Source organism: Micromonospora sp. LOL_015 (assembly GCF_048060275.1).
Taxonomy (GTDB): Bacteria; Actinomycetota; Actinomycetes; order Mycobacteriales; family Micromonosporaceae; genus Micromonospora_E.
In genome coordinates this window covers 17355-40637 of sequence record NZ_JBHMIO010000039.1, presented here as the reverse complement: position 1 = coordinate 40637, position 23283 = coordinate 17355, and the positions used below count along the sequence as shown (strand labels likewise).

Here is a 23283-nt window from a genome sequence, read left to right as displayed (position 1 = left end):
GCACCGCCGACGCCGTCTACGGCCGGGACCGGCGGCTACGCGACACCTGCGAGACCCGGGGAATCGGCTACAGCCTCGGCGTGCCGTGCTCGTTCCGGATCACCCTGCCCGGCTGGAAGACGAAGATCCGCGCCGACACCGCTGTCACCACCCTGACCACCGACACCGCCTGGCAGACCATGTCCTGCGGGGCGGGTTCCAAAGGCGACCGCTGGTACGCGTGGGCGTGGATCGCCACCGCCGGCCCCCGCCACTACCTGCTCGTACGCCGGAGCCTGGCTGACCCCGACGACCTGGCCTACTTCTACTGCTGGATACCGGAGCGCCTTCCGGCGACCCTGACCGCGTTGGTGAGGGTGACCGGCCGGCGGTGGACGATCGAGGAGGACCACGGGTTCGGCAAGGACCACTTCGGGTTCGACCAGTTCCAGAACCGGCTCCACACCCCGATCATGCGGCACATAGTGCTGGTCATGGCCGCGCTCGCCGTCTGCGCGGTCACCGCCGCCGACGCCGCGGCCGGCACCCCGCCACCACCCCGACCCACCCACCCCAGCGAACCACCACCGGCCGACCTCGGACTCACCCGGCTGACCGTTGTCGAGATCAAACGGCTGTACAACCTCGCTACCAGGGCCTGGCACAGCCTCGAACACCATCTCCGCTGGTCCTGGTGGCGCCGCCGCCATCAAGCCCGCGCCCGCTGGTACCACTACCGATCCAGACTCACATGATCAAGTCACAAAGTACGGCTGCCCTACGAGGGAGAAACCGAGACCAGCGGGCTATCGTCTTGCAGCAGGTTGCCCAGCGTCAGGCCGATGTCCGTACTGTCCTCGTCGTTCGTGTCGTCGGCTGACTCGTCGCGCTCAGGGGCACGGTGGTCAGCCACGTTCACCGGCGCTTCATCACTCTCGCTTGGTGTCTCCAGCCGCAGGGCGAGATGCAGACCGACCGCTCGGAAGTCGGGGACGGTGACCAGTCCGTGGTTGGCGAGGTCCGCATCGATGCGAGCGCTGGCCTCACGGTCACGGTCCTCGACGCCCCAGAGCCGGATGAACTCACGCACGGTCAAGCTCTGCGGCTTCCCTGCCTCTGCCTTGGCGCGAGCCTCCTCCAGATACTCGAAGCGACGACGGGCCGCCTCGGCCTCCTCCGGAGGTGCCTGGTGTTCGGATGCGACCTCCTCGGCAACCGCCTTGAGCAACTGCTGGCGCAGCTCGTGCAGCGAAGCTCCAGTTGGACTCACCCTCCAAGCGGACCAACCGGCCACAGCACGGATGTTGGCAGCAGCAGCGCCCGCCGCTGAAGGCGTAGAGAACTCCCGACCGTCAGCCAGCCGGAGATTCCCGCGGTCTGTCACGACGGATTCGTACGGCGGCTCACCGTAACGAGGCGTGTAGTAGAGCTTTTGCCCAGCCTGCAGCAACTCGGCTTCAATCAGGTCGGAGATGCGGACTCGCCGACCGTTGATAAGCAACTCGCGACGAATACGGGATGGACGCTTCGGTGGCATGTCAACTCCACAAATCAGAAGAGGGCGTCGGGGCGGGGGAACAGGGCGTCGTCGAAGGCCGGGGGTAGCGGCTCGGATTCCGCTGGCTTTCGGGGTCGCGGGACCGACTTGGTTGACTTGCGTGGTGTGCGGCGTGCGCCGGAGTGCAGGCCCTTGCGGTTTTCTTCGTCGTAGCGCTTGTGGTTGAGCTCCAGCAAGCGATCAAGGATCTCAACCTGCACCGTTGGGTCGATCGTGAAGCGGGTGCCCTGCCGCGTCTCGTGGAAGCCGTGGTTGAGCCTCAGTTCAGACCAGCCGTACGCCTCGGCAACCGCCTTGTCGATCTCGACGTGGATATCCCGCAGCCGGCGGATGTCCGCGCTGGCCACGCCCTCGTCGTGGACCAGGTTGTAGAGCTCCGTCAGCCCCAACCCCCGCCCCAACATCACCGACCGTCGGTACGAGTCCAACTCCTCACCAACCCGGTCCATGCGGCCCGTCAACACTGGCTGTGGGAAGGTCTCAAACCCATCGGAAGGCGTATAGCGAAGTCGAGTTTCGAGGGTGGACCCACCTTTACCGGTCCACCAGGCGAAATGGACTATGCTCGACAGCAGCGTCAGATGCGCGAAGCGATTGGTTGCGAATACACCAAGCATATGCGAGAAGACTTGTCCGGTCGGCACCGTAATCGGTAGCCCTGTCTTACTGACGAGGGCGATGGCGAGGACGCGGTCAAGTCCTTCGATTGCCTCGTACAGTTCTGGGCGGCGGCGCTCGTACTGCCACCAACGTTTGCGCGCACTAGCGCTGTACTTGTTGCGCTCGCGTTCGGGTTTGACTTCGCGTTCGATAGTGGCGAAGCAGTCTGGGTACTGCTGGGCGCGTTCGATGGGCCAGTCGTGGAAGTTGATGACCCAGCGGGTGGCTGAGCAGTCCGGGCTGGTGTTCAGGTCTTCACCGTTGAGGTAAGGGAAGAGGACGTCCTTGTTACGCGGGTCCTTGGCGATCAGCGCCTGTGCCTGATCCGGCTCCAGCAGAAATCCTTTGCCCAGGATGTTCGAGCCCTGGAACGACTGGCCGGCGTTGGCGGCGAGGCGGTGCGGGTTGCCGGTCACACGGGACTCGGCGTCGAGCGAGGCGGTGATGCCCCGCACCTTGCGGCCGTCGAGGATGCGCTCCTCGCCGCTGCCGGCGTGCCCCACCCAGAGCAGCGACACCTCCAGCGAGGCGGTGCCCGGCCACGGCTGCGACTTGTTGGCCCGGTAGATCGTCCAACCCATGTCGATCGCCTGGTCCAGGCCGACCTCGCGGGTGTCGCCCTGGGCGATCGTGTTCGTGGCGATCAGCCCGACCCGGCCCTTCCCGGTCACCGCCAGTTTGCGCAGCAGGAAGTACGAGCACAGGTCGGCGCTGCCACGTCGACCCCGGCCGACCCGCTCCACCAGATACTCGCGAAGGTCGACACCGATCGATCCGGTCAGCCGCTGCCCGCCCACGAACGGTGGGTTGGCGATGACGGCGTCGAAGCCGGCGCGGTTGATGACTTCGGGGAACTCCAGCGGCCAGTGCAGTGGGCGGATCGGGGCGGGGCGGCTGCCGCGCAGCCAGCCGCTGATCGTGTCGGTCAACTGCCGGGTCTGCCTCGCCGACGCCTGGTCGTGCAGCACCGCGTACACCTGGTCGCTGATCGCCGACAGCCGGTCGTCGTACTTGTACTCCGGGTCGTCGTCGGGGTCGTCGGCCGGATCCCATGGACGGCGCTGTGCCCGTACGGCGGTGGACAGCGCCGCGCCCACGACGGCGTCGGCGGCCAGCCGCAGCCCGTCCCCCATCTGCTCGATCAGGCCCAGCTTCGCCGCCTTGTCGGCGGCGTCGCGGGTGTCCTGCACCACGGTCGCCTCGATCTGCTCCCGCAGCTCGGTCATCTCGGCGACCAGTTCGTGCAGCCGGTCGGTGACCGAGCCGTAGAGCCGGGCGTGCAGCGAGCGGCCCTGCTCCGGGTCCAGGTGGAAGGCGGTCAGCTGGTCCAGCGAGGTGATGCCGACCAGCGAGTCACCGCAGCGCAGCGCGTGGTCGAGGAAGCCGAACGGTCGCCCCTTGGCCAGGGTGACCAGCCACAGCGACAGCTTCGCCAACTCGACGGCCATGTCGTCGCGGTCCACCCCGTACAGGCAGCGGGCGGCGACCATCCGGCGGGCCGCCAGCCGCAGATCCTCCTCGGTGCGCCCGTCGGCCGGCAGGTCGGCCAGCTCGGCCGGCAGCTTGTCGCGCTGCCAGGCCCGCACCACCACCTCGGCCAGGTAGCGGCAGGCAGCCACCAGGAACGCGCCGGAGCCCATCGCCGGGTCCAGCACCTTCAGCTGCAGCAACTCATCCGCGGTCTTCGCCCGCCACACGCCTTCCTCGGCGACGCCCTGCGCCGGGCCGGGCGCGAAACACAACGGCGCCAGCGTGTGCCGGACGACCTCCTCGGCCAGCTCCTTCGGCGTGTAGTGGGTGCCGGTGGCGCGCCGGTCGCCGACCTGGGTGAACAGCACCGACCGGGCCGGGAAGATCGCCGGCAGGCCGCGCAGGTCGGTGCGGAGCAGCCCCCAGTACGGGCGGGCCCGCTCGGCCAGGTCGGCGTTGTTGTCGCAGGCGGCGTGCAGCGCCGCCACCTCGTCCGGCCGGGGCGTGCGGGCCAGCGCCTTCGTCACCTGGCCGGCGGTCAGGCCGCAGCATTTCATCAGCCAGTCGCGGAACTCCGGCTCACCGTGCCCGGCCTGCTCGATCAGCTCGGTGAGCGGCAGCTCCGGCTCCAGTTTGCCGATCAACCCGACGTGCGGCTGATCCACCCGCAGGCAGGAGAAGTCGAGCAGTCCTTCGTAGACGTGGCCGATCTGCTCCACCCCGAGGCTGGAGTAGCTGAGCTGCTCGGCGGCCTTGCCCCGGTGGCGCAGCACCAGCAGCGCGTCCAGGATCTCCAGGATCACCCGGTCGGTGACCGCCGCCCGGTGCAGCCAGCCGAACCGGGCCGGGTCGAACAGCGACCCGCCGTGCGCCGGGATCATCAGGTCCGGGTGGGCGCAGCCGCCGTGCACCGCCGCGAACAGGGCCAGTAGCCGGGGCCAGGCCGCCGCCCGCCGGTCGGTCACCTCCTCGCTGTACAGGTCCCGCGCCAGGCTCAGCTGGGCGTGCAGCGTGGTCGCCGCGTACGCCTCCTGGTAGAGCGGGTCACCGAGCGGCAGCAGCCGCTGCTCCTCGGCGTACAGCAGGAAGACCAGCCGCATCAGCACCGTCAGCGCGCCCCGGTAGATCTCCCGGTCGGCGACGTCGCGCAGCAGCTCCCCGCCGGATTCGCGGTCCAGCCGGGCCAGTTCGCCGACGAACAGCTCCACCGCCCGGCGGACCTGGTCACCGAGGGTGGTGGTGACCTGGGTGAGGGCGTCGGCGCTGCGGACGAACAACCCGGCGAGGCTGGTCGACGCGGTGCCGTCCGGGTTGGCGGCCGGCGGCAGCACCCGGCTCGCCGCCAGCAGGGTGACGAACGCCCGCAGCAGCAGCGGCTCCTCCAACCACAGGTCGGCGTCGAAGACGGCGACTCCGGTGGCGGTGCCGGGGCGGGCGTGCACCAGCGCCCAGTGCTGGCCGTTGGTGAGCAGCGCCACCGGGGTGCGGGTGTCGCGGCACAGCTGTGCGGCCTGCTCGGTGGGTGCCGGCCGGTCGCCGTCCGGCCTGGTCAGCGGGGTGTCAGCCGGCAGGTGGTAGACGTGCAGCCGGGCGGCCCGGCCGCCGCCGGGTTCCGGCCCGTACATGATCCAGTCGGGTCGACGGCGACGCCGGTCGGCGCCGGCGAGGATCTCCGACGGCAGCGCGGTGCCGTCGCCGCGGGCGCTGGCCGGGTAGCGCAGCAGTTCGGTCAGGATCAGCTCCACCCAGGCCGGGGCGAGCAGGTCCGGCGGGGCGTCGAGGATCTCACCCCAGCCTTGGCGGATCCGGTGGCGGACCTCGTCGGGCACGGTGTCCAGGCCGTCGGGCAGGGCGGCGGTCAGCACCGGCACGGTCAGGAACGGCCCGTCCGGGCCGAGCAGGCCGAGCCATTCGGCGTGCTGTTCGTCGGCACGTTGCGGAGCCGGCCGGTACGGGCGACGGCCGGCACTGACTGCGGTGGCGGTGCTTCGGGTGGACGGCATCAGCGGGCACCTCGGGCGAGGGAAGCGGGCACCAGGCAGGTGACGGCGGCGGGGAACCAGCGGGCGGTCGGGTCGGCGTAGCGGCAGCGCAGCGCGTCGGTTTCCCGCTGCCGCTGCGCCGGGATGTCGCGCAGCCGGTTCCGCAGGGCGTCCCGGTCGGCGTGCAGTTGTTCGCGTTCCAGCTCGAACAGCGACGGCTGTTCCCAGGACGGCGTGTCGTCGAGGCGGGCCCGGATGTTGGCCGCCAGCTCGTCGAGCACCGCCCCGATCGCGGTGACCTCCTCGGCGCAGCGCTGCTCCAGCAGGCTGTACAGGCTGCGTTTGCGCTGGTCGGCGCGGACGGCGAGGGCCCGGCTGAGCGGCTCGGACAGCGTCGGCCACAGCTCGACGAGCTGGCCCAGCATCGGCTCCGCCGGTGTCTCGTCGGTGGCGGCGGCGAGTAGCGCGTCCAGCTCCTGCTGGCGGGCGCGGGTCAGTTTGCCGGCGACGATCGGCCCGCCCGCGGTGATGATCTCCTCGTGCAGTCGGGTGCCTTCCGTGCCGGTGATCACCACCCGGCCGTGGGCGATCAGCGCCGGGCTGCGCAGCAGGTCGCCGGGGACGATCCGGGCGGTGACCCGGTGCAGCCGCTTCCCGGTGCCCGCGTCGGTGCCGGTACCGGCACCGGAGGTGCTGCCGCCGGTCCGCGACCACAGTTCGGCGCGCAGCAGCCGCAGGCACATGCCGACCAGCCGGTGCCCGAGGTGCAGCAGCACCACGTCGGTGCGGCCCTTCGCGGCGTCCGGGTCGAACGTGACCGGCCTTTCCCGGCCGGTGACCGGATGCAGCAGACCGTCGGTGCGGGCCGTCGCCCACGCGCCCGGCAGCTCCGGCAGCCGGAACCAGGTGCCGGTGGCGTCCGCCGGGGTCGGGGCCACGATCAGGTCGCGGCGGTGCGCCAGCCGCAGCGCCGTGCGGACCACCCGCTCCACCGTGGCCGGGGTCAGGTTCAGCTGGGTACGGCTGGCATGCAGCTTCTCGGTGAGCCGCTGCAGTTCACGGGCCAGGTCCCGCTCGTACCGTAGCCGGGCACGGCTGGCCCGCTGGCCGATCTCGGCGTCGGTTGCCCGCCAGTCCGTACGCTTGCCGGTCATCTTCTGCTCGACCTGGGTGGCGATGACCTCACCGGCGCTGCCCAGGTCGGTGCGGATCGCCTCGACCTTCTCCACAGCCAGCCGCAGGAACGCCAGCTCGTCCTCAAGGGACCCGTCGGTGTAGTCGGCGTGCTGCCAGCCGGCCGGGACGAAGTGCAGCACCTGCACCTCGGCGGCCCGTTGACCGTGCCGGTCGATGCGGCCGTTGCGCTGCTCCAGCCGGTTGGGGTTCCACGGGATCTCCCAGTGCAGCAGCCGGTGGCAGTGGCGCTGCAGGTTGATGCCTTCGCTGGCGGCGTCGGTGGCCAGCAGCACCCGTACCGGGTCCAGGGCCGGGTCCTCGGTGAACACGTTCTTGACCTGTTCGCGGTCCTGCGGGTCCTGGCCGCCGAACAGCAACGCGATCCGTTCCGCCGGGTAGCCGGCGGTGATCAGCCGTTCGTGCAGCCAGCGTTGGGTGTCGCGGTACTCGGTGAAGATGATGACCCGTTCGTCGGACCAGTCGCCGCCCGGCCGCACGATCGGGTCCAGCCAGGCGCGCAGCGCGGTGAACTTGGCGTCCGGCTGGTGCTGCGCCGACCGGGCCCAGGTCTGCAGCTCGGTGAGCAGCGCCTTTTCCTGGGTGGACAGCGGCGGCGCCCAGCGGCGTACGGCGGTCAGGGCGTCGGTTTCGACCTCGCCGTACGCCTCGTCGTCCTCGGCGGTCTCGTCGAGCCGGTCGATCGCCGGCCGCAGCACCTTGTCGGCCTTGTCGCGTACCGGTGCGGTGTCGGCGGGGTGGCCGTCGGTGCGGGCGGACATCGTGGCCAGGTGGGTGTCGACGGTTTCGGCGAACGCCTTCGGTGACGAGAAGAGCCGGCGTTTGAGCAGCGTGGTGACGAAGTCGGCGGCGAGCTGCCCGGCCCGGTCGGCGGCGGCGTCGCGGCGGCTGGCGGCGTAGCGCGACAGCAGCTCGTGGGCGTGCCGTTCGGCGGCCGGGTAGTCGACTTCAAGGTAGTCGAGGCGGCGCACCGGGAACCGTGGGGTGCCGTCCCACCTCCGTGGCAGTTCACTTTTGAGCCGGCGGACCATCACCCGGGCCAGTTGCTCGTCGGTCGGTTTCACCCCTCGGGCGAAGCGCTGGTCGTCGAGCAGCTCCAGCAGCGCGGTGAACGACTCCAGGTAGCCGTTGTGCGGGGTCGCCGACAGGAACAGCCGGTGCTCGCAGTGCGGGGCGAGGGTCCGGATCGCCTTCGTCCGCTGGGAGTCGGTGGCGTAGCGGCCCCGGCCGGCCGGCGCGCAGGTGTGGATCTCGTCGACCACGAGCAGGTCGATGGCGCGCGGGTAGCGGGGGGCGGTCGGCAGCACCTCGCGGAGCAGCCGCAGCGGGCGGTCGCGTTTGAGCCAGTCGACGCTGACGATCAACCGGGGGTAGTGGGTCCACGGGTTCGCGTACAGGCCTCGGCTGCGTCGCAGGTCACGCAGCAGTGCGCTGTCGACGATGCGGAATTCGAGGCCGAACTTGTCGCGCATTTCGTCGCGCCACTGCCGGGTCAGCCCGGCCGGGCAGACGATCACCATCGTCCGGGCCCGGTGCCGCAACATCAACTCCTGCATGACCAGGCCGGATTCAATTGTCTTACCCAGTCCGACATCATCGGCGATCAATAGATTGGTCCGCGGCATGGACAGCGCCCGCACCACCGGGTCGAGCTGGTAATCCTCGATCTCCACGCCGGAACGGAACGGGGCCTGCAACGCCGTACGGTCGGCCGAGGCAATCGCACCCCAACGGACCGCGTCGAGGAATGCGTCCAGTTGGGCCGGGTCGTCGAACCCGTCACCCGGACCGGGCAGGACGGTGGAGTCGTGCACCGCCCGACCGGGCTCCAACTCCCAGACCACCCGCAACTCCTCGTCGCGGGCATCGTCCTCGACGCTGATCAGCTGCACCAGGTGCGGCGCCTGCCCGGTGAACACGTGCGGATCGGCGCTGGCGACCTCGCCGCGATGCACCTGCGCCGCCACCCACCTGCGGTTTCGTACCGTTACCAGTTGGCCTTCGGCGGGCACCGCCGACTGCTCCGTCAGGGTTGGGACAGCCGATCCGGCACGCTGAGCATCGTCGATAGTTTGGTGCGAAGTGTCCGAACGGCCCATTCCATACGTACGTGCCTCCACTCTGCACCTTTCGTCGTTTCCTGAGCCCGGGACCACTGCGTAACATGGGCTCTCCGCGAACGCAGGCGTGCAGGTTAGTGCAATTTGTCTACACAGTCGACAGGGGTTACGACAGTGGCCAAGCTCGGAATCGCCAAGGACTTCCTGGCCGACTATGCCAAGCTGCAGAAACCCGTCCAGAAATCGGTTTCCGCCGTGATCGACAAGTTCGCGGCACACACCCACGCCGGCATCCACCTGGAGAAACTCGCCAACGCCAAGGACTCCCGCATCCGCACCATCCGGATCACCCAGTTCTACCGGGGCGTCGTACTCGCCCCGACCAGCGGCGACGAATTCTTGCTGCTCACCGTCCTGCCCCACGACGACGCCATCGAGTACGCCAGCAGCCGGCGGTTCACCGTCAACCAGGCCCTCGGCGTCCTCGAGGTCCGCAACCAACAGGCCCTCGACAGCATCGAGCCAGCCCTGCAGCAGGCCGCCAGGGCCAACCCGAGCCTGCTGTTCAGCCGGGTCAACGACGCCGACCTGATCCGGCTCGGCGTCGACGCCGACATCCTCCCCCTGGTCCGGCTGCTCACCACCGACGCGCACCTGGAAGCCCTGGCGAACCTGCTACCCACCGCCCAGTACGACGCACTCACCGGCCTCGCCGCCGGATACACCCCGGAACAGGTCTGGGACGAGGTCAGCGCACACCTGCCGACCAGCGCCCCCGCCGAGCCGGTCGACCCGGACGACCTGACCGCCGCCGCCGCCCGCACCCCGGACCGCTTCCACCTGGTCTCCGGACCCGCCGAACTGGCCAGCATCCTCGCCCATCCGTTCGACGCCTGGCGGGTCTTCCTGCACCCGACCCAACGCGAGATCGCCCACCGGCCGTCGTACGCCGGACCGGCGCTGGTCACCGGCAGTGCCGGCACCGGCAAGACGGTGACCGCCCTGCACCGGGCGGTGTTCCTCGCCGCCCGGACGACCGACGGCCCGGACCGGTTGCTGCTGACCACCTTTACCCGCAACCTCGCCGACGCCCTCGACCGGCAACTCGGCCTGCTCACCGACGATGCGTCGGTACGGGACCGGATCGACGTGCTGAACGTCGACCGGCTCGCCTACCGGATCGTCGCCGAAACCCTCGGCCGCCAACCGGCCATCGCCGACGCCAGGACCGTCACCCGACCGCTGTGGGAACAGGCCGCCGCCGCCACCGGCGGGCAGCACAGCGCTGCCTTCCTGCAACGTGAATGGGAGCAGGTGATCCTCGCCCAGGGCATCACCGAGCCGGCCGGCTACCTCGCCGCCCGCCGGCACGGCCGGGGCGCACCGCTGCGCGCCGACCAGCGGCTCGCCGTCTGGGAAGCGATCCGGCAGGTCACCGACGCGCTGCGGCAACAGGACCAGCACACCCACCTGCAGCTGGCCGACCAGGCGGCGAAGATCCTCGCCGAACGGCCGGACCGCCCGTACCGGCACGTCATCGTCGACGAAGGCCAGGACCTGCACCCGGCGCAGTGGCGGCTGCTGCGGGCCGCCGTCGCCGCCGGCCCCGACGACCTGTTCATCGTCGCCGACCCGCACCAACGCATCTACGACAACCACGTGTCGCTGGGCAGCCTCGGCGTCGGGATCCGGGGGCGCAGCCGGAAACTGACCATCAACTACCGCACCACCCAGGAAATCCTCGCCTGGTCGGTACGGCTGCTCACCGGAGTCGACCCGACCGGACTCGACGACCAGCCGGACAACTTGACCGGCTACCGCTCGCCGATGCACGGCCGGCGGCCCCGGATCGCCGGGCACCCCGACCGCGACGCCGAGCACGACCAGCTCGTCAACCAGGTACGCCGCTGGATCGACGACGGAGTCGAACCGCACGCGATCGCCGTCGCCGCACGCAACGGCCACCTGGCCCGCGCCGCCCGCGACCGGCTCGGCACCGCCGGCATCCCGGTCAGCACCCCCACTGCCAGCAAGACCAACGCGGTACGGGTCGGCACCATGCACGCGATGAAAGGGCTCGAGTTCCGCTGCGTCGCGGCGATCAGCGTCGACGCCGACACCATGCCGGCCCGCTCGACGATCACCGCAGCCGACGACGACCCCGCCGCGCACCGGCACGACCTGCAACGGGAACGCTGCCTGCTCTTCGTCGCCTGCACCCGCGCCCGGGACTCGCTCTATGTCTCCTACGCCGGTGCGCCCAGCCCGTTCCTCGACGCCCGGCCCGCCCACTGACCACCACCGACCATCCAGCGACCACCACCGAACCCTCGCGAGGCACCCGACATGCAGGCACACACCCTCACCCCGACCGCGATCTTCGGTCACCAGGTCCGGCACGTCGTGCCGCTGTTCCAGCGGCCGTACGTGTGGAACGAGCAGGACCAATGGGTTCCCTTGTGGGAGGACGTCGCCAGGGTGGCGGAGGACGTGCTGACTACACCGGCCGGATACGGCAACCTACCGGTCGCCCCGCACTTTCTCGGCGCGATCGTGCTCGACCAGCCGGCCGGCTCATCCGGCTACGTCACGATGCGCCAGGTCATCGATGGCCAGCAGCGGTTGACCACCCTGCAGCTGATGCTGAACGCGGCACAGCGGGTCGCCGCACAGCACGGCAGCGCTCTGCACGCACAGGCGCTGCAGGTCCTGGTCCGCAACCAGCCCGAGATCCTGCAGAACCCGTCGGAGGCGTACAAGGTCTGGCCGACCGACCGCGACCAGGACGCCTTCCGGGCCGCGATGGACGGCGACGGCACGCCCGACGCGGAGCTGGCCGGCTCGGCGCTGGTGCGCGGCCACGACTTCTTCGTCCGGGCGATCGCCGAGTGGGCCGAGGTCACCGGTGACCCGGACAAGGCCGCTGCCCGACTTCAGGCGCTGGCCCAGGCGCTGCGCGACCACTTGAAGCTGGTGGTGATCCAGCTGGAGCCGGGCGACAACGCCCAGGTGATCTTCGAGAGTCTCAACAGCCGGGGTATGCCGCTGCTCGCCGCCGACCTGATCAAGAACCTGGTCTTCCAGATCGCGCAGGCACAGCAGCTCGACGTGGCCAGCCTGTACCGCAAGCACTGGGAGCAGTTGGACACCGACCACTGGCGGCTGCGCGTCGCCCGTGGCCGGCAGTACGTGCCCCGGATCGACATCTTCCTCCACCACTGGCTGATCACCCGGACAATCAAGGAGGTGCCGGCCGACCGTCTCTACCTGTCCTTCAAGGAGCACCTGCCGGCACCGGTTCAGCTCGATCTGCCGGCGCTGCTCGCCGATCTGTCCCGCGACGCCGCGAACTACGCGGCCCTGGACAAGTGGCCGGCCGACTCGGCTGTCGGCAGGTTCCGCTACCGGGTGCTGGAGGCGATGGACTCGGCGGTGGTCACCCCGGTCCTGCTGTGGCTGCTGCGCTGGACCGATCAGGAGCTGCCCGCCACCCAGCGGGACAAGGCCCTCGCCGCGCTGGAAAGCTGGCTGGTACGCCGGGCGCTGTGCCGGCTCACCAGCAAGGACATCAACCGGCTGACGCTCGATCTGCTGCGCAGACTCGACGAGACCGGCCCGGCGACCGCCGGCGACGTCACCGAGACCTTCCTCGCCGGGCAGCGGGCCGACTCCCGGTTCTGGCCCACCGACGCCCAGGTACGCGAGGCACTGACCACCGCGCCGGTCTACCGGACGCTGCTGCGGGCCCGGCTGCGCATGGTCCTGGAGGCCGTCGAGGAGCACCGGCGTACCCCCAAGAGCGAGCAGCCGCACTGCCCCCGCAATCTCACCATCGAGCACCTGCTGCCACAGAAGTGGCAAACGTACTGGACCGCCGGACTCACCGAGGAGTTGGCCGCTGAGCGGGACAAGCTGCTGCACACCATCGGCAACCTGACCCTGGTCAACAACAAGCTGAACCCGTCCATGTCCAACCGGCCGTGGACCGACGAACAGGCCCAGTCGGTCGGCGCCGCCCCCACCGGCAAGCTGACCGAGCTGCAGAAGCACACGACGTTGAAGATCAACGCCGACATCCTGCTGACCGCACCGCACGGCTGGGACGTCGAGCAGATCCGCCAGCGCACCGCCGAGTTCATCGAGCGGATCCTCCAGATCTGGCCGGCACCGACCGCCGTCGCCGCCGTCGCACCCCTGGCCACGGCCGAGAAAGACAAGCTGCCGGCCGAGAAGGTCGACGAGACCGAGGAGGAGTCGACCCCCGGCCACTCCGTCGCCCTGACCAGCAAGTACAAACCGCTGACCGACTGGCTACGTGAGCAGGACGCCGAATCGCTGCCGGTCACCTTCGACGAACTGGAGACCGTCATCGGGGGTCCACTGGCACCGTCTGCCCGCGCCGGATCGGGGTACTGGTACTCACAGTCGAACTCGCTGAGCAAGGCGATCGTGGCCGGTGGCTACCAGGCGACCCGCGCCCAGCTCGTCGACGAAACCGTCGTCCTCGTCCGCCGGTAGCTGACGGGTCCGTCGGGCCCGCCTCAACACTCGGCCGTCGAGGCGGGATCGACGCAGACGGAGAGCCGGTGCGGGAAGTCGATCGAGCGAACGCCCCCGGTCGACCGGTAGGTCACCGTGACGGGTGGGGCCTCCCACAGGCCGGGCCGGACGGCCGTGATCTTGAATACGGCCGAGTAGCGTTCCCGGCTGGCGTCGCTCGGCAGCAGCTCGGCCGAAGCCGGATCGACGGCGGTCAGACCAGGTGCGAACACGGGTGGGAACCGGTCGGTGAAGCCGACGCCGTCGGCCTGGTCCGGCGTCAGCGCCACCAGGCCGACCCGGTCCACGCTGACGACCGTCGAGTCACCCGTCGCCATCTCGACGGAGATCAGCTGGACCGGAGAGCTCGTCACGTTCCGGAAGACGACCAGGCCGTCGTAGCGACTCTGGCTGACCTCAAGCTGTGAGCTGTGCTGGCTGCCGCGCCCGGCCCATTCGAGGGCGACACCCCGATGGTCGTCGTCGGCCAGGCCTGCGGACGACGACTGCGACGGCGCCCCGCCATCCGGGTCGTCGGTGCACCCGGCGATGCCGAACGCCAGGACCGCGGCGAGGCCCAGGACGGCGGGCAGCTTCCCCATGTCTCCCCACGTCACCCTTTGTTAACATCCGCCCTGCGGGTTCGGATACCACCAGGCCGTCGCCGGGTAGTCGTCCCGCTTCCAGCAGTAGTAGTTCGAACTGTGTGATGCGAGTGGGGCGTACGCCACCGCGTCAACCGACGTGGTCACCGTGCAGTTGGTGTTGAGCCGGTGCTTCCTGAAGCCGAACAGCCGGCCTTCTTTCGTCCGTACCAGGCGGGACGTCACCCCGGACGACAGCGGGATCGAATGGCTCCAGCTGGTCGTGTGGCTCGACCCGACGGTGAGGTCGACACCGAAGGTGGTCTCAGCCGACGCGACGAGCGCACCGGCCGAGACCGAGAAACTCGCCGACGTGGTGACCGAGATGTCGATCGTGCCGCTACCGGTGAAGTCGATCGACCCGGGGCCGGTCTGCCAGTCGCTCGCGGTGTCGGTGGAGATCCAGACCTTCTGCGGCGTCCAGACCTCGTAGGTCTCCTCGATCGGACAGGCCTGGGGGACCATGTCGACGGCCCGCACCGGAGCGACCGCGAGCAACGACAGCGCCGTGCCGGCCGCCACGACCACGGCGGCCCGCGCCCCGCTCGGCAGGCGCCCCCGCCCCACCAACGATAATGATCGGGACATATCAATACGGTATGCAGGTCGGTCCATGGATCACAAGGCAGACCCGGCCAGCCCGGTGCAAGATCTCCGACAGTCACCTCGACCTCAGGTCAGGCCGGGGGTCAGCAGGCCGCTTTCGTACGCGAGGATGACCAACTGGGCGCGGTCGTGCGCGTACAGCTTGGTCATGATCCGGTTGACGTGGGTCTTCGCCGTGTGTGGCGAGATCACCAGGTCCTCGGCGATCTGCTGGTTCGACCGGCCGCGCGCGACCAGCAGCAGCACCTCGCGTTCCCGGTCGGTCAACTGGTCGATCGCCTCGCTGGCCGGATTCGGCCGGCTCACTGTGACCGGTGCGGCATTGGGTAGCACGTACCGCTCGATGAGGCTGCGGGTCGCGGCCGGCGACAGCAACGCCTCACCGGCGTACACCGCACGGACCGCGCGGACGATCTCCTCCGGCTCCGCCCCTTTGCCGATGAACCCGCTCGCGCCGGCCCGCAACGCCGCCACCAGGTATTCGTCCTCCTCGAACGTGGTGAGGATCAGCACCCGGGTCTCGGCGAGCGCCGGGTCCGCGCAGATCGCCGCCGTCGCGCCGATGCCGTCCAGTTCCGGCATCCGGATGTCCATCAGTACGACGTCGGGGCGCAGCGAGGCGGCGAGCGCGACGGCCTGCGTACCGTTGACGGCTTCGCCGACGACGCTGATCCGGCCGTCGTCGGTCAGGATGTCCGTGACGGCCTGGCGGATCAGTGGCTGGTCGTCCACGACGAGCACGCTGGTCACCGGGGATCCTCCTTGGGCAGTGGCAGGGTGGCGGCGAGCCGGTAGCCACCCGGGGACAGGCCGGTTTCGACGACGCCACGGACCGAGGCGACCCGTTCCCGCAGACCGACCAGGCCGTGTCCGCCACTGGGTACCTCGGGCCGGTCGTCGGACGATCGGCCGGACACCGGGTTCGTGACCACCACCAGAACTTGATTGGCGTCGACCTCGATCAGGACGCGGGCGCGGTGCTCGGCACCGTGTTTGTGCGCGTTGGTGAGACCTTCCTGGACGACCCGGTACGCGACCACGTCGACCGCGCCGCTGACCGCCGCCAGGTCCCCTTCGGTCCGCACCGAGACGCTCAGGCCCGCGTCGGCGAACCCGCTGACCAGCCGGTCGAGCTGGTCGAGGCCAGGTTGCGGGGCCGCCGCCCCGCCAGCGTCGTCGTCCTCGGTACGCAGCACCCGCAGCAGGTCGCCGATCTCGGTCAACACGGTCCGGGCCGCGCCCCGGATGACCCCGAGGGCCTGCTGTGCCCGCTCGGGACGGGTCTGCAGCGCCGACGAGGCCACCCCGGCGTTGAGGCTGATCACCGAGATCTGGTGGGCGACGACGTCGTGCAGGTCACGGGCGATCCGCAGCCGCTCCTCGGTCACCCGTCGGCGGGCCTCGGATTCGCGGGTCTGTTCCGCTCGTTCTGCGCGTTCGATGATGGCGCGCAGATACTCCCGCCGGGAGCGGGTGGCGTCGCCGGCGGCGGCGGCGAAGGCGACCACGACGGTGACCTGGAACGCGCGGGGATCGAACACGCTCCCGATCGCCGTCAGAAGGTTGAGCAGGGCCGTCACGACGACGGCGGTGCAGGCGGCGGTGAGCGTGGTCCGCCGGTCCGTGCGGTTCGCCGCGCCGAACATGGCGATCGACACGGCGAGCACCACGCCCGGCTCCAGCGCCCCGGTGGCCGCGACGAGACCGTATATGGCGATACAGCCGGCGAGCACGGGCAGCGGCCAGCGCCGCCGCAGCGGCAACAGCCCGGCGGGGACGACCGCGAGGGCGACGGCGACGGTCCCGGCCGGCTCGTGCTCGGGGATCTTGAACTGGATGAGCGCCATCGCGACGATGATCACCGCTGCGACGAGGTCACCGACCCACGGCGGTACGCGCGGACGGCGGTACCTCGGGTCCGCCGGCCCGGCCGCAGTGGTCGTCATGGTCCCAGTCTGCCGGCCGTCGTGACCACGCAGGTCCACCTGGCGTGGTAATCCCCGCTACCGCGAACGTGGTACGCGGATGCCCGCCGCAGAGTGACGCGGCGGGCCGGGCCGCCGACGACGATGGAGACACCAGCCGGAAAGCGGCCTGGTCGGCGAATACGAGGAGTCCGATGGAAAGCCCTGTCATCTCGGCTGTCGACGTACGGAAGACGTACGGTCGCGGCGCGAACAGCTTCGACGCGCTGAAGGGAGTCAACTTCGACATACATGACGGAGAGAGCGTCGCGATCCTCGGCAAGAGCGGATCGGGCAAGTCGACCCTGATGCATATTCTCGCGCTGCTGGACGCCCCGACGTCAGGCACGATCACGCTGGGCGGGGTCGATACCCGTACGCTGCGGGGCAGCCGCCTCAACCAGACCCGGAACAAGACGTTCGGGTTCGTCTTCCAGCAGTTCTTCCTCACCCCGAACATCTCCGTGCTCGACAACGTCATGCTCCCGATGAAGATCGCCGGGGTGGGTCGCAACGAGCGCAAACAGCGCGGCATGGCCGCACTGGAACAGCTGGAACTCGCCGACAAGGCGAAGAACAAGGCCGCGAATCTCTCCGGCGGGCAGAAACAACGCGTCGTGATCGCCCGGGCACTGGTGAACAACCCGCGCATCATCTTCGCCGACGAGCCGACCGGCAACCTCGACTCCACCACCGGCGCGGTGGTGGAGGACATTCTCTTCGACCTCAACCGGCACAACGGCATCACCCTCATCGTCGTCACCCACGACGAGGAGCTCGCGTCGCGCTGTGACCGCCGCATCCTCGTCCGGGACGGCCACCTGGTCGGCGACTCGCTGGCGGTGCCGGCATGAAGATCTCCGATCTGATCGGTTCGGCCACCGCGAACACCTTCCGGTCCAAGACCCGTACGCTGCTGACGATCCTGGCGATCTTCATCGGCGCCTTCACCCTGACCCTGACCAGCGGGCTGGGCACCGGCATCAACGCCTACATCGACGACACGGTGACGGCGATCGGCGCCTCCGACGTCATGACGGTCATGAAGTCCTCGGACACGGACACGGACAACGGCTTCGGTGACGCCGACGCCGGACCTGCCGAGTACGACCCGGACGCCGTGTCGAGCGGGCAGCCCGGTCCGCCCGGTCAGACCGTCGTCGCGCTCACCCCGGCCGACATCGACATGCTGGCCGACATCGAGGGTGTGCTCGACGTCCAGGCCACCAGGTCGATCAGCGCCGACTACATCCAGGTCGGCGACGGCACGCGCTACGTCGTCAACGTCGGTGGGCTGGTCGCCGGGCAGCAGACGCCGCTGGCGGCCGGGGCCGAGCCGGACAACTCGTCATCGCAGCTGCAGCTCGCGCTCCCGACGTCGTACGTCGAACCGCTCGGCTTCGCCGACGGCGCGGCGGCGGTCGGGCAGACCGTCTCGATCGCGGTCACCGACGCCGAGCGCACAGAGCAGGTCATCGAGGCGACGATCGTCGGGGTGGCCGAGGAGACCCTGGCGACCCCGGACGGGGCCAGCATCGTGCCCAACGACGCGCTGACCGACGCGCTGTTCGACGCGCAGAACACCGGCCTGCCCGCCGCCGAGGCGCAGCGGTACGCCCAGGCGAGCATCTGGTTCGACCCGGCCGCGACCGACGAGCAGATCAGCGCGCTGAAGGACCGGCTGGCCGACGCCGGCTACGCCGGGAGCACGGTCGCCGACCAGCTCGGCGCGTTCCGGACCGTGATCGACGGCATCGTGCTGGTGCTCAACGCCTTCGCGGTCATCGCGCTGCTGGCGGCGAGCTTCGGGATCGTCAACACCCTGTTCATGTCGGTGCAGGAACGCACCCGCGAGATCGGCCTGATGAAGGCGATGGGCATGGGCTCCGGCAAGGTGTTCGGCCTGTTCAGTCTGGAAGCCACCTTCATCGGCTTCCTCGGCAGCGCGATCGGTGCGGTGCTGGCGATCGCGGCCGGTACGGCGATCAGCAGTGCACTGTCTGGCGGCTTCCTGTCGGATCTGCCCGGCCTGACGTTGATCGCCTTCGAACCGGTCTCGATCGCGGTGATCATTCTGCTGGTGATGGCGATCGCGTTCCTGGCCGGCACCCTGCCTGCGTCGCGGGCGGCCCGGGCCGATCCGGTGAACTCGCTGCGCTACGAGTAGGCAGCAGCCGGCCGGAAGGCGGCCGACCTGCACCACGTGCCTGGCGGGATCCGTTCCCGCCAGGCACGTCGCCGTGCAGATGGAGTCGGTCAGGCCGACGATCGATCAGGACGGGAAGTACGAGTTGGTGGTCGTGCTGACGTACGGCGAGTAGTTCCAGTAGTGATACATCAGGGGCAGCTGACCCCACTTGGACCGTACGTAGCTGCCGGTGCCGACCCAGATGCCGGAGTGATCGTCACTCGAGTAGGACAGCTTCATGTTGGAGAACCAGATGTACGGCGGGTGCCAGCGGGTGTAGCTGCCGTCCAGCCAGTACTGGTCGTCACCGGGGCTGTTCATCCACCGGTTGTTCGCGCTCGAGGTGCTGTACCAGGCGTACGAGTGGCAGTTGTACTTGCGCGAGGCGTTGCGTTCCCGGGTGGCCGACGGATAGGCGTCGGCCACGAAATTGTTGGCTCTGGTGATCTCGGCACTGGTCAGTTCGGACGTCATGGTGATCACCGAGACCGGGGTGCCGTTGGGGGTGTAGACGGTGCTGTAGTAGTCCAGCGTCCCGACGTCGTCGCGGACCGGGTGGGCGACGCTGGGGTCGGCCAGGTGTGCCCGTACCGCCGCGACGGTGGTCGCCACCGCGCCCGGCCGCAGTTGCAGGCCTTCGCGCAGCAGCTCCGATCGGGTCCAGTCCCAGTTCTCCCGGATCGCGAGCGTGCGACCCAGCAGCACCGCTGTCGGTTCCAGGCTGGCCTGGCCGTACGTCGCGGCGTCAGCCTGCTTGGCCCGGTGCACGGCGAGGCCGACCCGCAGCAGTTCGTCGGACTGCGCCGGGGTCAGGGTGGCCAGCACCTGCGGCTGGGCGAGGACGGTTTCCAGTTTCCACGCGGTCATCACCCGGTCGCCTGCCTCATCGAGCGTCTCACCGTGGCGGGCCGCAAGGTTCAGGGTCCGGTAGCGCTTGAGCAGTTCCTGGCCGGCGTCGGGGCGGCGCAGCAGTTCCTGCAGTCCGGTGAAGCGGGCGGTGACGGTCTCGAAGCCTTGTTGGACGCTGTTGAAGGCCAGGGCGTCGGGCAGCAGCGGGTACGCCAGGACGGCGTCGACGAGCAGCGGGGTCCGCAGGGCGGCGGCGGTCTTGTCCGGCATCTGTACGGCGTCGACCATCTCCTGATGGCTGCTGAACGCGCGCCACTGCGCGGTGCCGGGGGTCACCTGGTAGGTGAAGGGTCGGTCGGCGGCCGAGACCGGGGTGCCGGGCGTGAGGGTGGCGACGAGGGCGCCGGTGACCGCTGCGGCGAGGGCGCGCCGGGTGAGGCGGGCAGGACGGGACATCCGTGATCCTCTCAACGAGAACTGGATCGACACAATGAACACAAAGATCGAAGTAGATTGATCTGTGCTGCTTGAAACGTTACCAGGATCCACAGTTGTGGACTGGTCGCAAGTTCAAGCAGGAGACGGTCAGTGTCAGTAATTCATTGGACACCAGACCAGCGGGTGACATGATCACCCGATGTCGTCCTCCCGTGCCGAGCTGCTGCGGTGGCAGTTCGATCTGACCTGGTCGCTGTTCGAGTACCACCTGGAGCGACTACAGCCCGACGATTTCCTCGCCGAACCGGCACCGGTGTGCTGGACACTGCGGCCGTCCGACGACGGCGACTGGATGCCGGACTGGGCAGACGGCGAACCGGATCCGACTCCGGTGCCGACGATCGCCTGGCTCGCCTGGCACATCGGCTGGTGGTGGACCGTCGCCATCGACCACGTCGAGAGTCGTACGCCCCACGACCGCGCGGATATCCGCTGGCCGGGCAGCGGTGCGGCATCCATCGGCTGGCTGCGGGAGTTGCGTGCCACCTGGACCACGGTGCTGGACCGACTCGCCGACGCCGACCTCGACCGCCCGACGGCCTATCCGTGGCCCGCCGAAGCCGGGCTCAGCCTCGCCCACCTGGCCAGCTGGGTCAATGCGGAGCTGATGAAGAACGCTTCGGAAATCGGCCAGCTCCGGATGCTCCGGGCAGCGCATGGCGACCTCGACCGGACCACCTTCTGACCGGGGCGGGACCGCGCCAAGTCAGACAACTGCCAGAATCGTTTTTCATATTGGCTATTGTCTAAGTAACTTTGACATGTTAGCACTTGCATAAACATCGACACACAACAAAACTGTCAATATCCAGTAAGCCTGAGATCCCCAGTCCCATTCAGGAGGGAACAGTGCGGATCAGCCACACGACCAGCCGGGCAACCCGGCTGCTCGCCGTCGCCGTCGGCGTACTCACCGCCGGCGCGCTCGCCCTGCCATCCGCCGGTGCAGCCGCCCCGGTCGTCTACACCGCCAGCGAACTAGCCCAGGTCAGCGACCTGGTGGAAGCCTCCGGCGTCGAAGGGATCGCCTGGCACGTCGACAGCGCCTCCGGCCGCGTCGTGGTGACCGCCGACACCAGCGTCTCCCGCGCCGAGATCGCCAAGATCCGGCGGACCGCGCGCGGGAAGGCCGGCGCGATCCGGGTGGAGCGTACGTCCGGTGTCTTCACCCGGCTGGTCTCGTCCGGCGACCCGATCTACGGCAGCGGCGGCCGGTGCTCGCTCGGGTTCAACGCCGTGCGCGGCAGCACCTACTACTTCCTCACCGCCGGGCACTGCGGTGAGGTGGTCAGCACCTGGTACAGCAACTCCGCGCAGACCAACCTGATCGGCCCGACCATCGACTACAGCTTCCCCGGTGACGACTACGCGCTGGTCCGCTACGACAACCCGGCGCAGAGCCACCCGGGTGGGTTCAGCGTCGGCGACGCCTTCGTCGGGCAGTCGGTGACCCGCACCGGTTCGACCACCGGCACCCACAGCGGTACGGTCACCGCGCTCAACGCCCGAGTCCGCTACCTGGGCAGCGGGGTCGTCCGCGGTCTGATCCGGACCAACGTCTGCGCCGAGCCGGGCGACTCCGGCGGCCCGCTCTACTCCGGGTCGACCGCGCTGGGCCTCACCTCGGGCGGCAGCGGCAACTGCCGGACCGGCGGCACGACCTTCTACCAGCCGGTGCGTGAGGCGGTCAACGAGTACGACGTGACGATCTACTGATCGGCCCGGCCCGGCCGACGTCGGCTGGCCAGCAGCACCCGCAGCATCATCGCCGGAGTCGCCAACGACGCCGGCCGGGCCAGCAGATGTCGCACCAGCAGCGCCTGCCGGGCCACCACCGGCGACGTGTGGCAGGCCCGCGACACCAGGTTCCGGTACCGGTTGACCAGGCCGGTCCCGACCGGCCGGTGGCCGGTGGTCCGGGGGTCGGCGAAGTCGGCTCCGACCGCGGTACGCCACAGTGCGTCGACTGCCCGGCCGGCCCGACGGTAGAAGGCACCGGCCAGCCGTGGCGAGGTCGGCCCGTACCGCCGCAGCGCCCGGTCCAATGCCCGGGCCTGCAGCGCGGCGGACGTCATGCCTTGCCCGTGGATCGGGTTGAGGCTGCAGATCGCGTCGCCCAGGACCAGGAATCCGGCCGGGGTACGGCGCAGCCGTTCCACCTGCCGGCGTTGATCGGTGGCGATCCGGTGGGTCAGCACCGGGCTGAGCGCTTCGGCCTTGGTCAGCACATCGGCGATGGTGGGCGACGGGAGCTCCCGGGCGAAGGCCTCAAACTCGGCCGGGTCACTGGGCGGCACCTCCCCGTGCCGGGAGCCTATGGTGATCAGCCAGCGGTCGCCTTCCACCGGCACCATGGTGCCGGTCCGGTGGCCGCCGGCCCGGTCGTCGACCACCACCGCGATGGCACCGTCGAGGTCGTCCGGACCCCGCCGGACCAGCTGCGACGCATACGCCGCGTCGACCCGTACCGCCGCGACCTCGGGTGCCGGGAAGCCCAGCTCGGCCAACTGATCCAGGAAGTGGGTGTTGCGCCCGGTGCAGGCGACGACCAGGTTGGCCCGGTGCTCGACGCCGTCCACCCGGACCCCGACGATCTGGTCGGTCGCGCCCACCAAGCCGTCGACTGCGGTCTGGTCGACGACGGTGACGTTGCGCCGCTGCCGCAGCAGGCACCGACGGACCGCATCCTCCAGCAGCGGCCGACTCGCCGACACGGCGAGGAAGCCGAGGTCGGGACGGACACGGTAGCCGCCGCCCTGATGCCACACCAGGTCGGCGCCGTGCAGTGGGACGGCACCGGCGGCGACCAGTTCCCCGGTCAGCCCGGGGAACCAGCCGTCAAGGAGCCGCCGACCGGCCGCCAGCAGCAGGTGGCAGTGGCGGCCCTGCGGGACGCCCCGGCGTGGCACCGCGTCGTCGGGCAGCCGGTCCCGTTCCAGGACCGTCACCCGATCGACGTGGTCGCTCAGCACCCGGGCGGTGACCAGGCCCGCGATCCCCGCCCCGATCACGATCGCGCTGGTGCCGTCGCTGTCGCTCACCCTTGTTTCGCCCTTCCGGGTCGAACCCGCCGACCCGCCGACTGGTCCTAC

At 69.8% G+C, this 23283-nt stretch carries 15 protein-coding genes and 1 pseudogene; 7 read left to right on the top strand and 9 right to left on the bottom strand.

Translation table 11 applies throughout. From position 1 onward, the window contains the following. Positions 1 to 734: pseudogene (locus tag ACFHWU_RS23785) on the top strand (IS701 family transposase); the annotation flags it as partial. Positions 735 to 757: 23 nt separating this feature from the next. Here the strand turns inward: ACFHWU_RS23785 and ACFHWU_RS23780 are convergent. The 3 genes from ACFHWU_RS23780 to drmD are packed head-to-tail and all read right to left on the bottom strand — an operon-like array spanning position 758 to position 8855. Further along, positions 758 to 1516, bottom strand: coding sequence for a hypothetical protein (locus tag ACFHWU_RS23780; protein ID WP_416591613.1), 759 nt, complete (start codon positions 1514 to 1516; stop codon positions 758 to 760). A 14-nt stretch (positions 1517 to 1530) separates the two neighbouring features. Further along, positions 1531 to 5670 (bottom strand): Eco57I restriction-modification methylase domain-containing protein, encoded by a 4140-nt coding sequence (locus ACFHWU_RS23775; RefSeq protein WP_416591612.1) that lies wholly within the window; start codon positions 5668 to 5670, stop codon positions 1531 to 1533. Next, positions 5670 to 8855 (bottom strand): DISARM system SNF2-like helicase DrmD, encoded by a 3186-nt coding sequence (gene drmD, locus ACFHWU_RS23770; protein ID WP_416591611.1) that lies wholly within the window; start codon positions 8853 to 8855, stop codon positions 5670 to 5672. The genes ACFHWU_RS23775 and drmD overlap by 1 nt, the downstream gene beginning before the upstream one ends. A gap of 222 nt (positions 8856 to 9077) precedes the next feature. Between drmD and ACFHWU_RS23765 the strand changes: the two genes are divergently transcribed. After that, positions 9078 to 11198: a UvrD-helicase domain-containing protein gene (locus ACFHWU_RS23765; RefSeq protein ID WP_416591610.1), complete on the top strand. Its 2121-nt coding sequence runs from the start codon at positions 9078 to 9080 to the stop codon at positions 11196 to 11198. Positions 11199 to 11249: 51 nt separating this feature from the next. After that, on the top strand, positions 11250 to 13421 hold the full coding sequence (locus ACFHWU_RS23760) for a DUF262 domain-containing protein (RefSeq protein WP_416591609.1): 2172 nt from the start codon (positions 11250 to 11252) through the stop codon (positions 13419 to 13421). Positions 13422 to 13444: 23 nt separating this feature from the next. Here the strand turns inward: ACFHWU_RS23760 and ACFHWU_RS23755 are convergent, their stop codons facing one another. From ACFHWU_RS23755 to ACFHWU_RS23740, 4 genes are all read right to left on the bottom strand, one after another. After that, positions 13445 to 14044: a hypothetical protein gene (locus ACFHWU_RS23755; protein ID WP_416591608.1), complete on the bottom strand. Its 600-nt coding sequence runs from the start codon at positions 14042 to 14044 to the stop codon at positions 13445 to 13447. 21 nt (positions 14045 to 14065) lie between these two features. Further along, positions 14066 to 14674: a hypothetical protein gene (locus ACFHWU_RS23750; RefSeq protein WP_416569085.1), complete on the bottom strand. Its 609-nt coding sequence runs from the start codon at positions 14672 to 14674 to the stop codon at positions 14066 to 14068. Between the two features lie 84 nt (positions 14675 to 14758). Then, complete coding sequence (locus ACFHWU_RS23745; protein ID WP_416569084.1) at positions 14759 to 15442, bottom strand: response regulator; 684 nt, start codon at positions 15440 to 15442, stop codon at positions 14759 to 14761. Next, positions 15439 to 16638 carry a sensor histidine kinase gene (locus ACFHWU_RS23740; protein WP_416569083.1) on the bottom strand — a complete coding sequence of 400 codons (1200 nt, stop codon included), beginning with the start codon at positions 16636 to 16638 and terminating at the stop codon, positions 15439 to 15441. The genes ACFHWU_RS23745 and ACFHWU_RS23740 overlap by 4 nt, the downstream gene beginning before the upstream one ends. 173 nt (positions 16639 to 16811) lie before the next feature. Between ACFHWU_RS23740 and ACFHWU_RS23735 the strand changes: the two genes are divergently transcribed. Next, a complete protein-coding gene (locus ACFHWU_RS23735) occupies positions 16812 to 17510 on the top strand; it encodes an ABC transporter ATP-binding protein (protein WP_416569082.1) in 699 nt (232 codons plus the stop codon). Beyond that, on the top strand, positions 17507 to 18823 hold the full coding sequence (locus ACFHWU_RS23730; RefSeq protein WP_416591607.1) for an ABC transporter permease: 1317 nt from the start codon (positions 17507 to 17509) through the stop codon (positions 18821 to 18823). The genes ACFHWU_RS23735 and ACFHWU_RS23730 overlap by 4 nt, the downstream gene beginning before the upstream one ends. 105 nt (positions 18824 to 18928) lie before the next feature. Here ACFHWU_RS23730 and ACFHWU_RS23725 read toward each other — a convergent pair whose 3' ends face one another. Then, positions 18929 to 20149, bottom strand: coding sequence for a hypothetical protein (locus tag ACFHWU_RS23725; protein WP_416591606.1), 1221 nt, complete (start codon positions 20147 to 20149; stop codon positions 18929 to 18931). Between the two features lie 181 nt (positions 20150 to 20330). On the opposite strand from ACFHWU_RS23725, the gene ACFHWU_RS23720 reads away from it, so the two are divergent. Both ACFHWU_RS23720 and ACFHWU_RS23715 read left to right on the top strand, forming a co-directional pair. After that, positions 20331 to 20876: a DinB family protein gene (locus ACFHWU_RS23720; RefSeq protein WP_416591605.1), complete on the top strand. Its 546-nt coding sequence runs from the start codon at positions 20331 to 20333 to the stop codon at positions 20874 to 20876. Positions 20877 to 21040: 164 nt separating this feature from the next. Next, entirely contained in the window at positions 21041 to 21907 is an 867-nt protein-coding gene (locus ACFHWU_RS23715) for a trypsin-like serine protease (RefSeq protein WP_416551044.1), read from the top strand. On the opposite strand, the gene ACFHWU_RS23710 is transcribed toward ACFHWU_RS23715, so the two are convergent. Then, on the bottom strand, positions 21901 to 23232 hold the full coding sequence (locus ACFHWU_RS23710) for an NAD(P)/FAD-dependent oxidoreductase (RefSeq protein ID WP_416551043.1): 1332 nt from the start codon (positions 23230 to 23232) through the stop codon (positions 21901 to 21903). The genes ACFHWU_RS23715 and ACFHWU_RS23710 overlap by 7 nt on opposite strands. Between the last annotated feature and the right edge of the window lie 51 nt (positions 23233 to 23283).

Bases quoted from the DNA above. Each gene is read 5' to 3' on its own strand.
- ACFHWU_RS23760 (WP_416591609.1), top strand. From the start codon at position 11,250: ATGCAGGCACACACCCTCACCCCGACCGCGATCTTCGGTCACCAGGTC.
- ACFHWU_RS23735 (WP_416569082.1), top strand. From the start codon at position 16,812: ATGGAAAGCCCTGTCATCTCGGCTGTCGACGTACGGAAGACGTACGGT.
- ACFHWU_RS23725 (WP_416591606.1), bottom strand. From the start codon at position 20,149: ATGTCCCGTCCTGCCCGCCTCACCCGGCGCGCCCTCGCCGCAGCGGTC.
- ACFHWU_RS23720 (WP_416591605.1), top strand. From the start codon at position 20,331: ATGTCGTCCTCCCGTGCCGAGCTGCTGCGGTGGCAGTTCGATCTGACC.
- ACFHWU_RS23740 (WP_416569083.1), bottom strand. From the start codon at position 16,638: ATGACGACCACTGCGGCCGGGCCGGCGGACCCGAGGTACCGCCGTCCG.
- ACFHWU_RS23750 (WP_416569085.1), bottom strand. From the start codon at position 14,674: ATGTCCCGATCATTATCGTTGGTGGGGCGGGGGCGCCTGCCGAGCGGG.
- ACFHWU_RS23775 (WP_416591612.1), bottom strand. From the start codon at position 5,670: ATGCCGTCCACCCGAAGCACCGCCACCGCAGTCAGTGCCGGCCGTCGC.
- ACFHWU_RS23755 (WP_416591608.1), bottom strand. From the start codon at position 14,044: ATGGGGAAGCTGCCCGCCGTCCTGGGCCTCGCCGCGGTCCTGGCGTTC.
- ACFHWU_RS23730 (WP_416591607.1), top strand. From the start codon at position 17,507: ATGAAGATCTCCGATCTGATCGGTTCGGCCACCGCGAACACCTTCCGG.
- ACFHWU_RS23780 (WP_416591613.1), bottom strand. From the start codon at position 1,516: ATGCCACCGAAGCGTCCATCCCGTATTCGTCGCGAGTTGCTTATCAAC.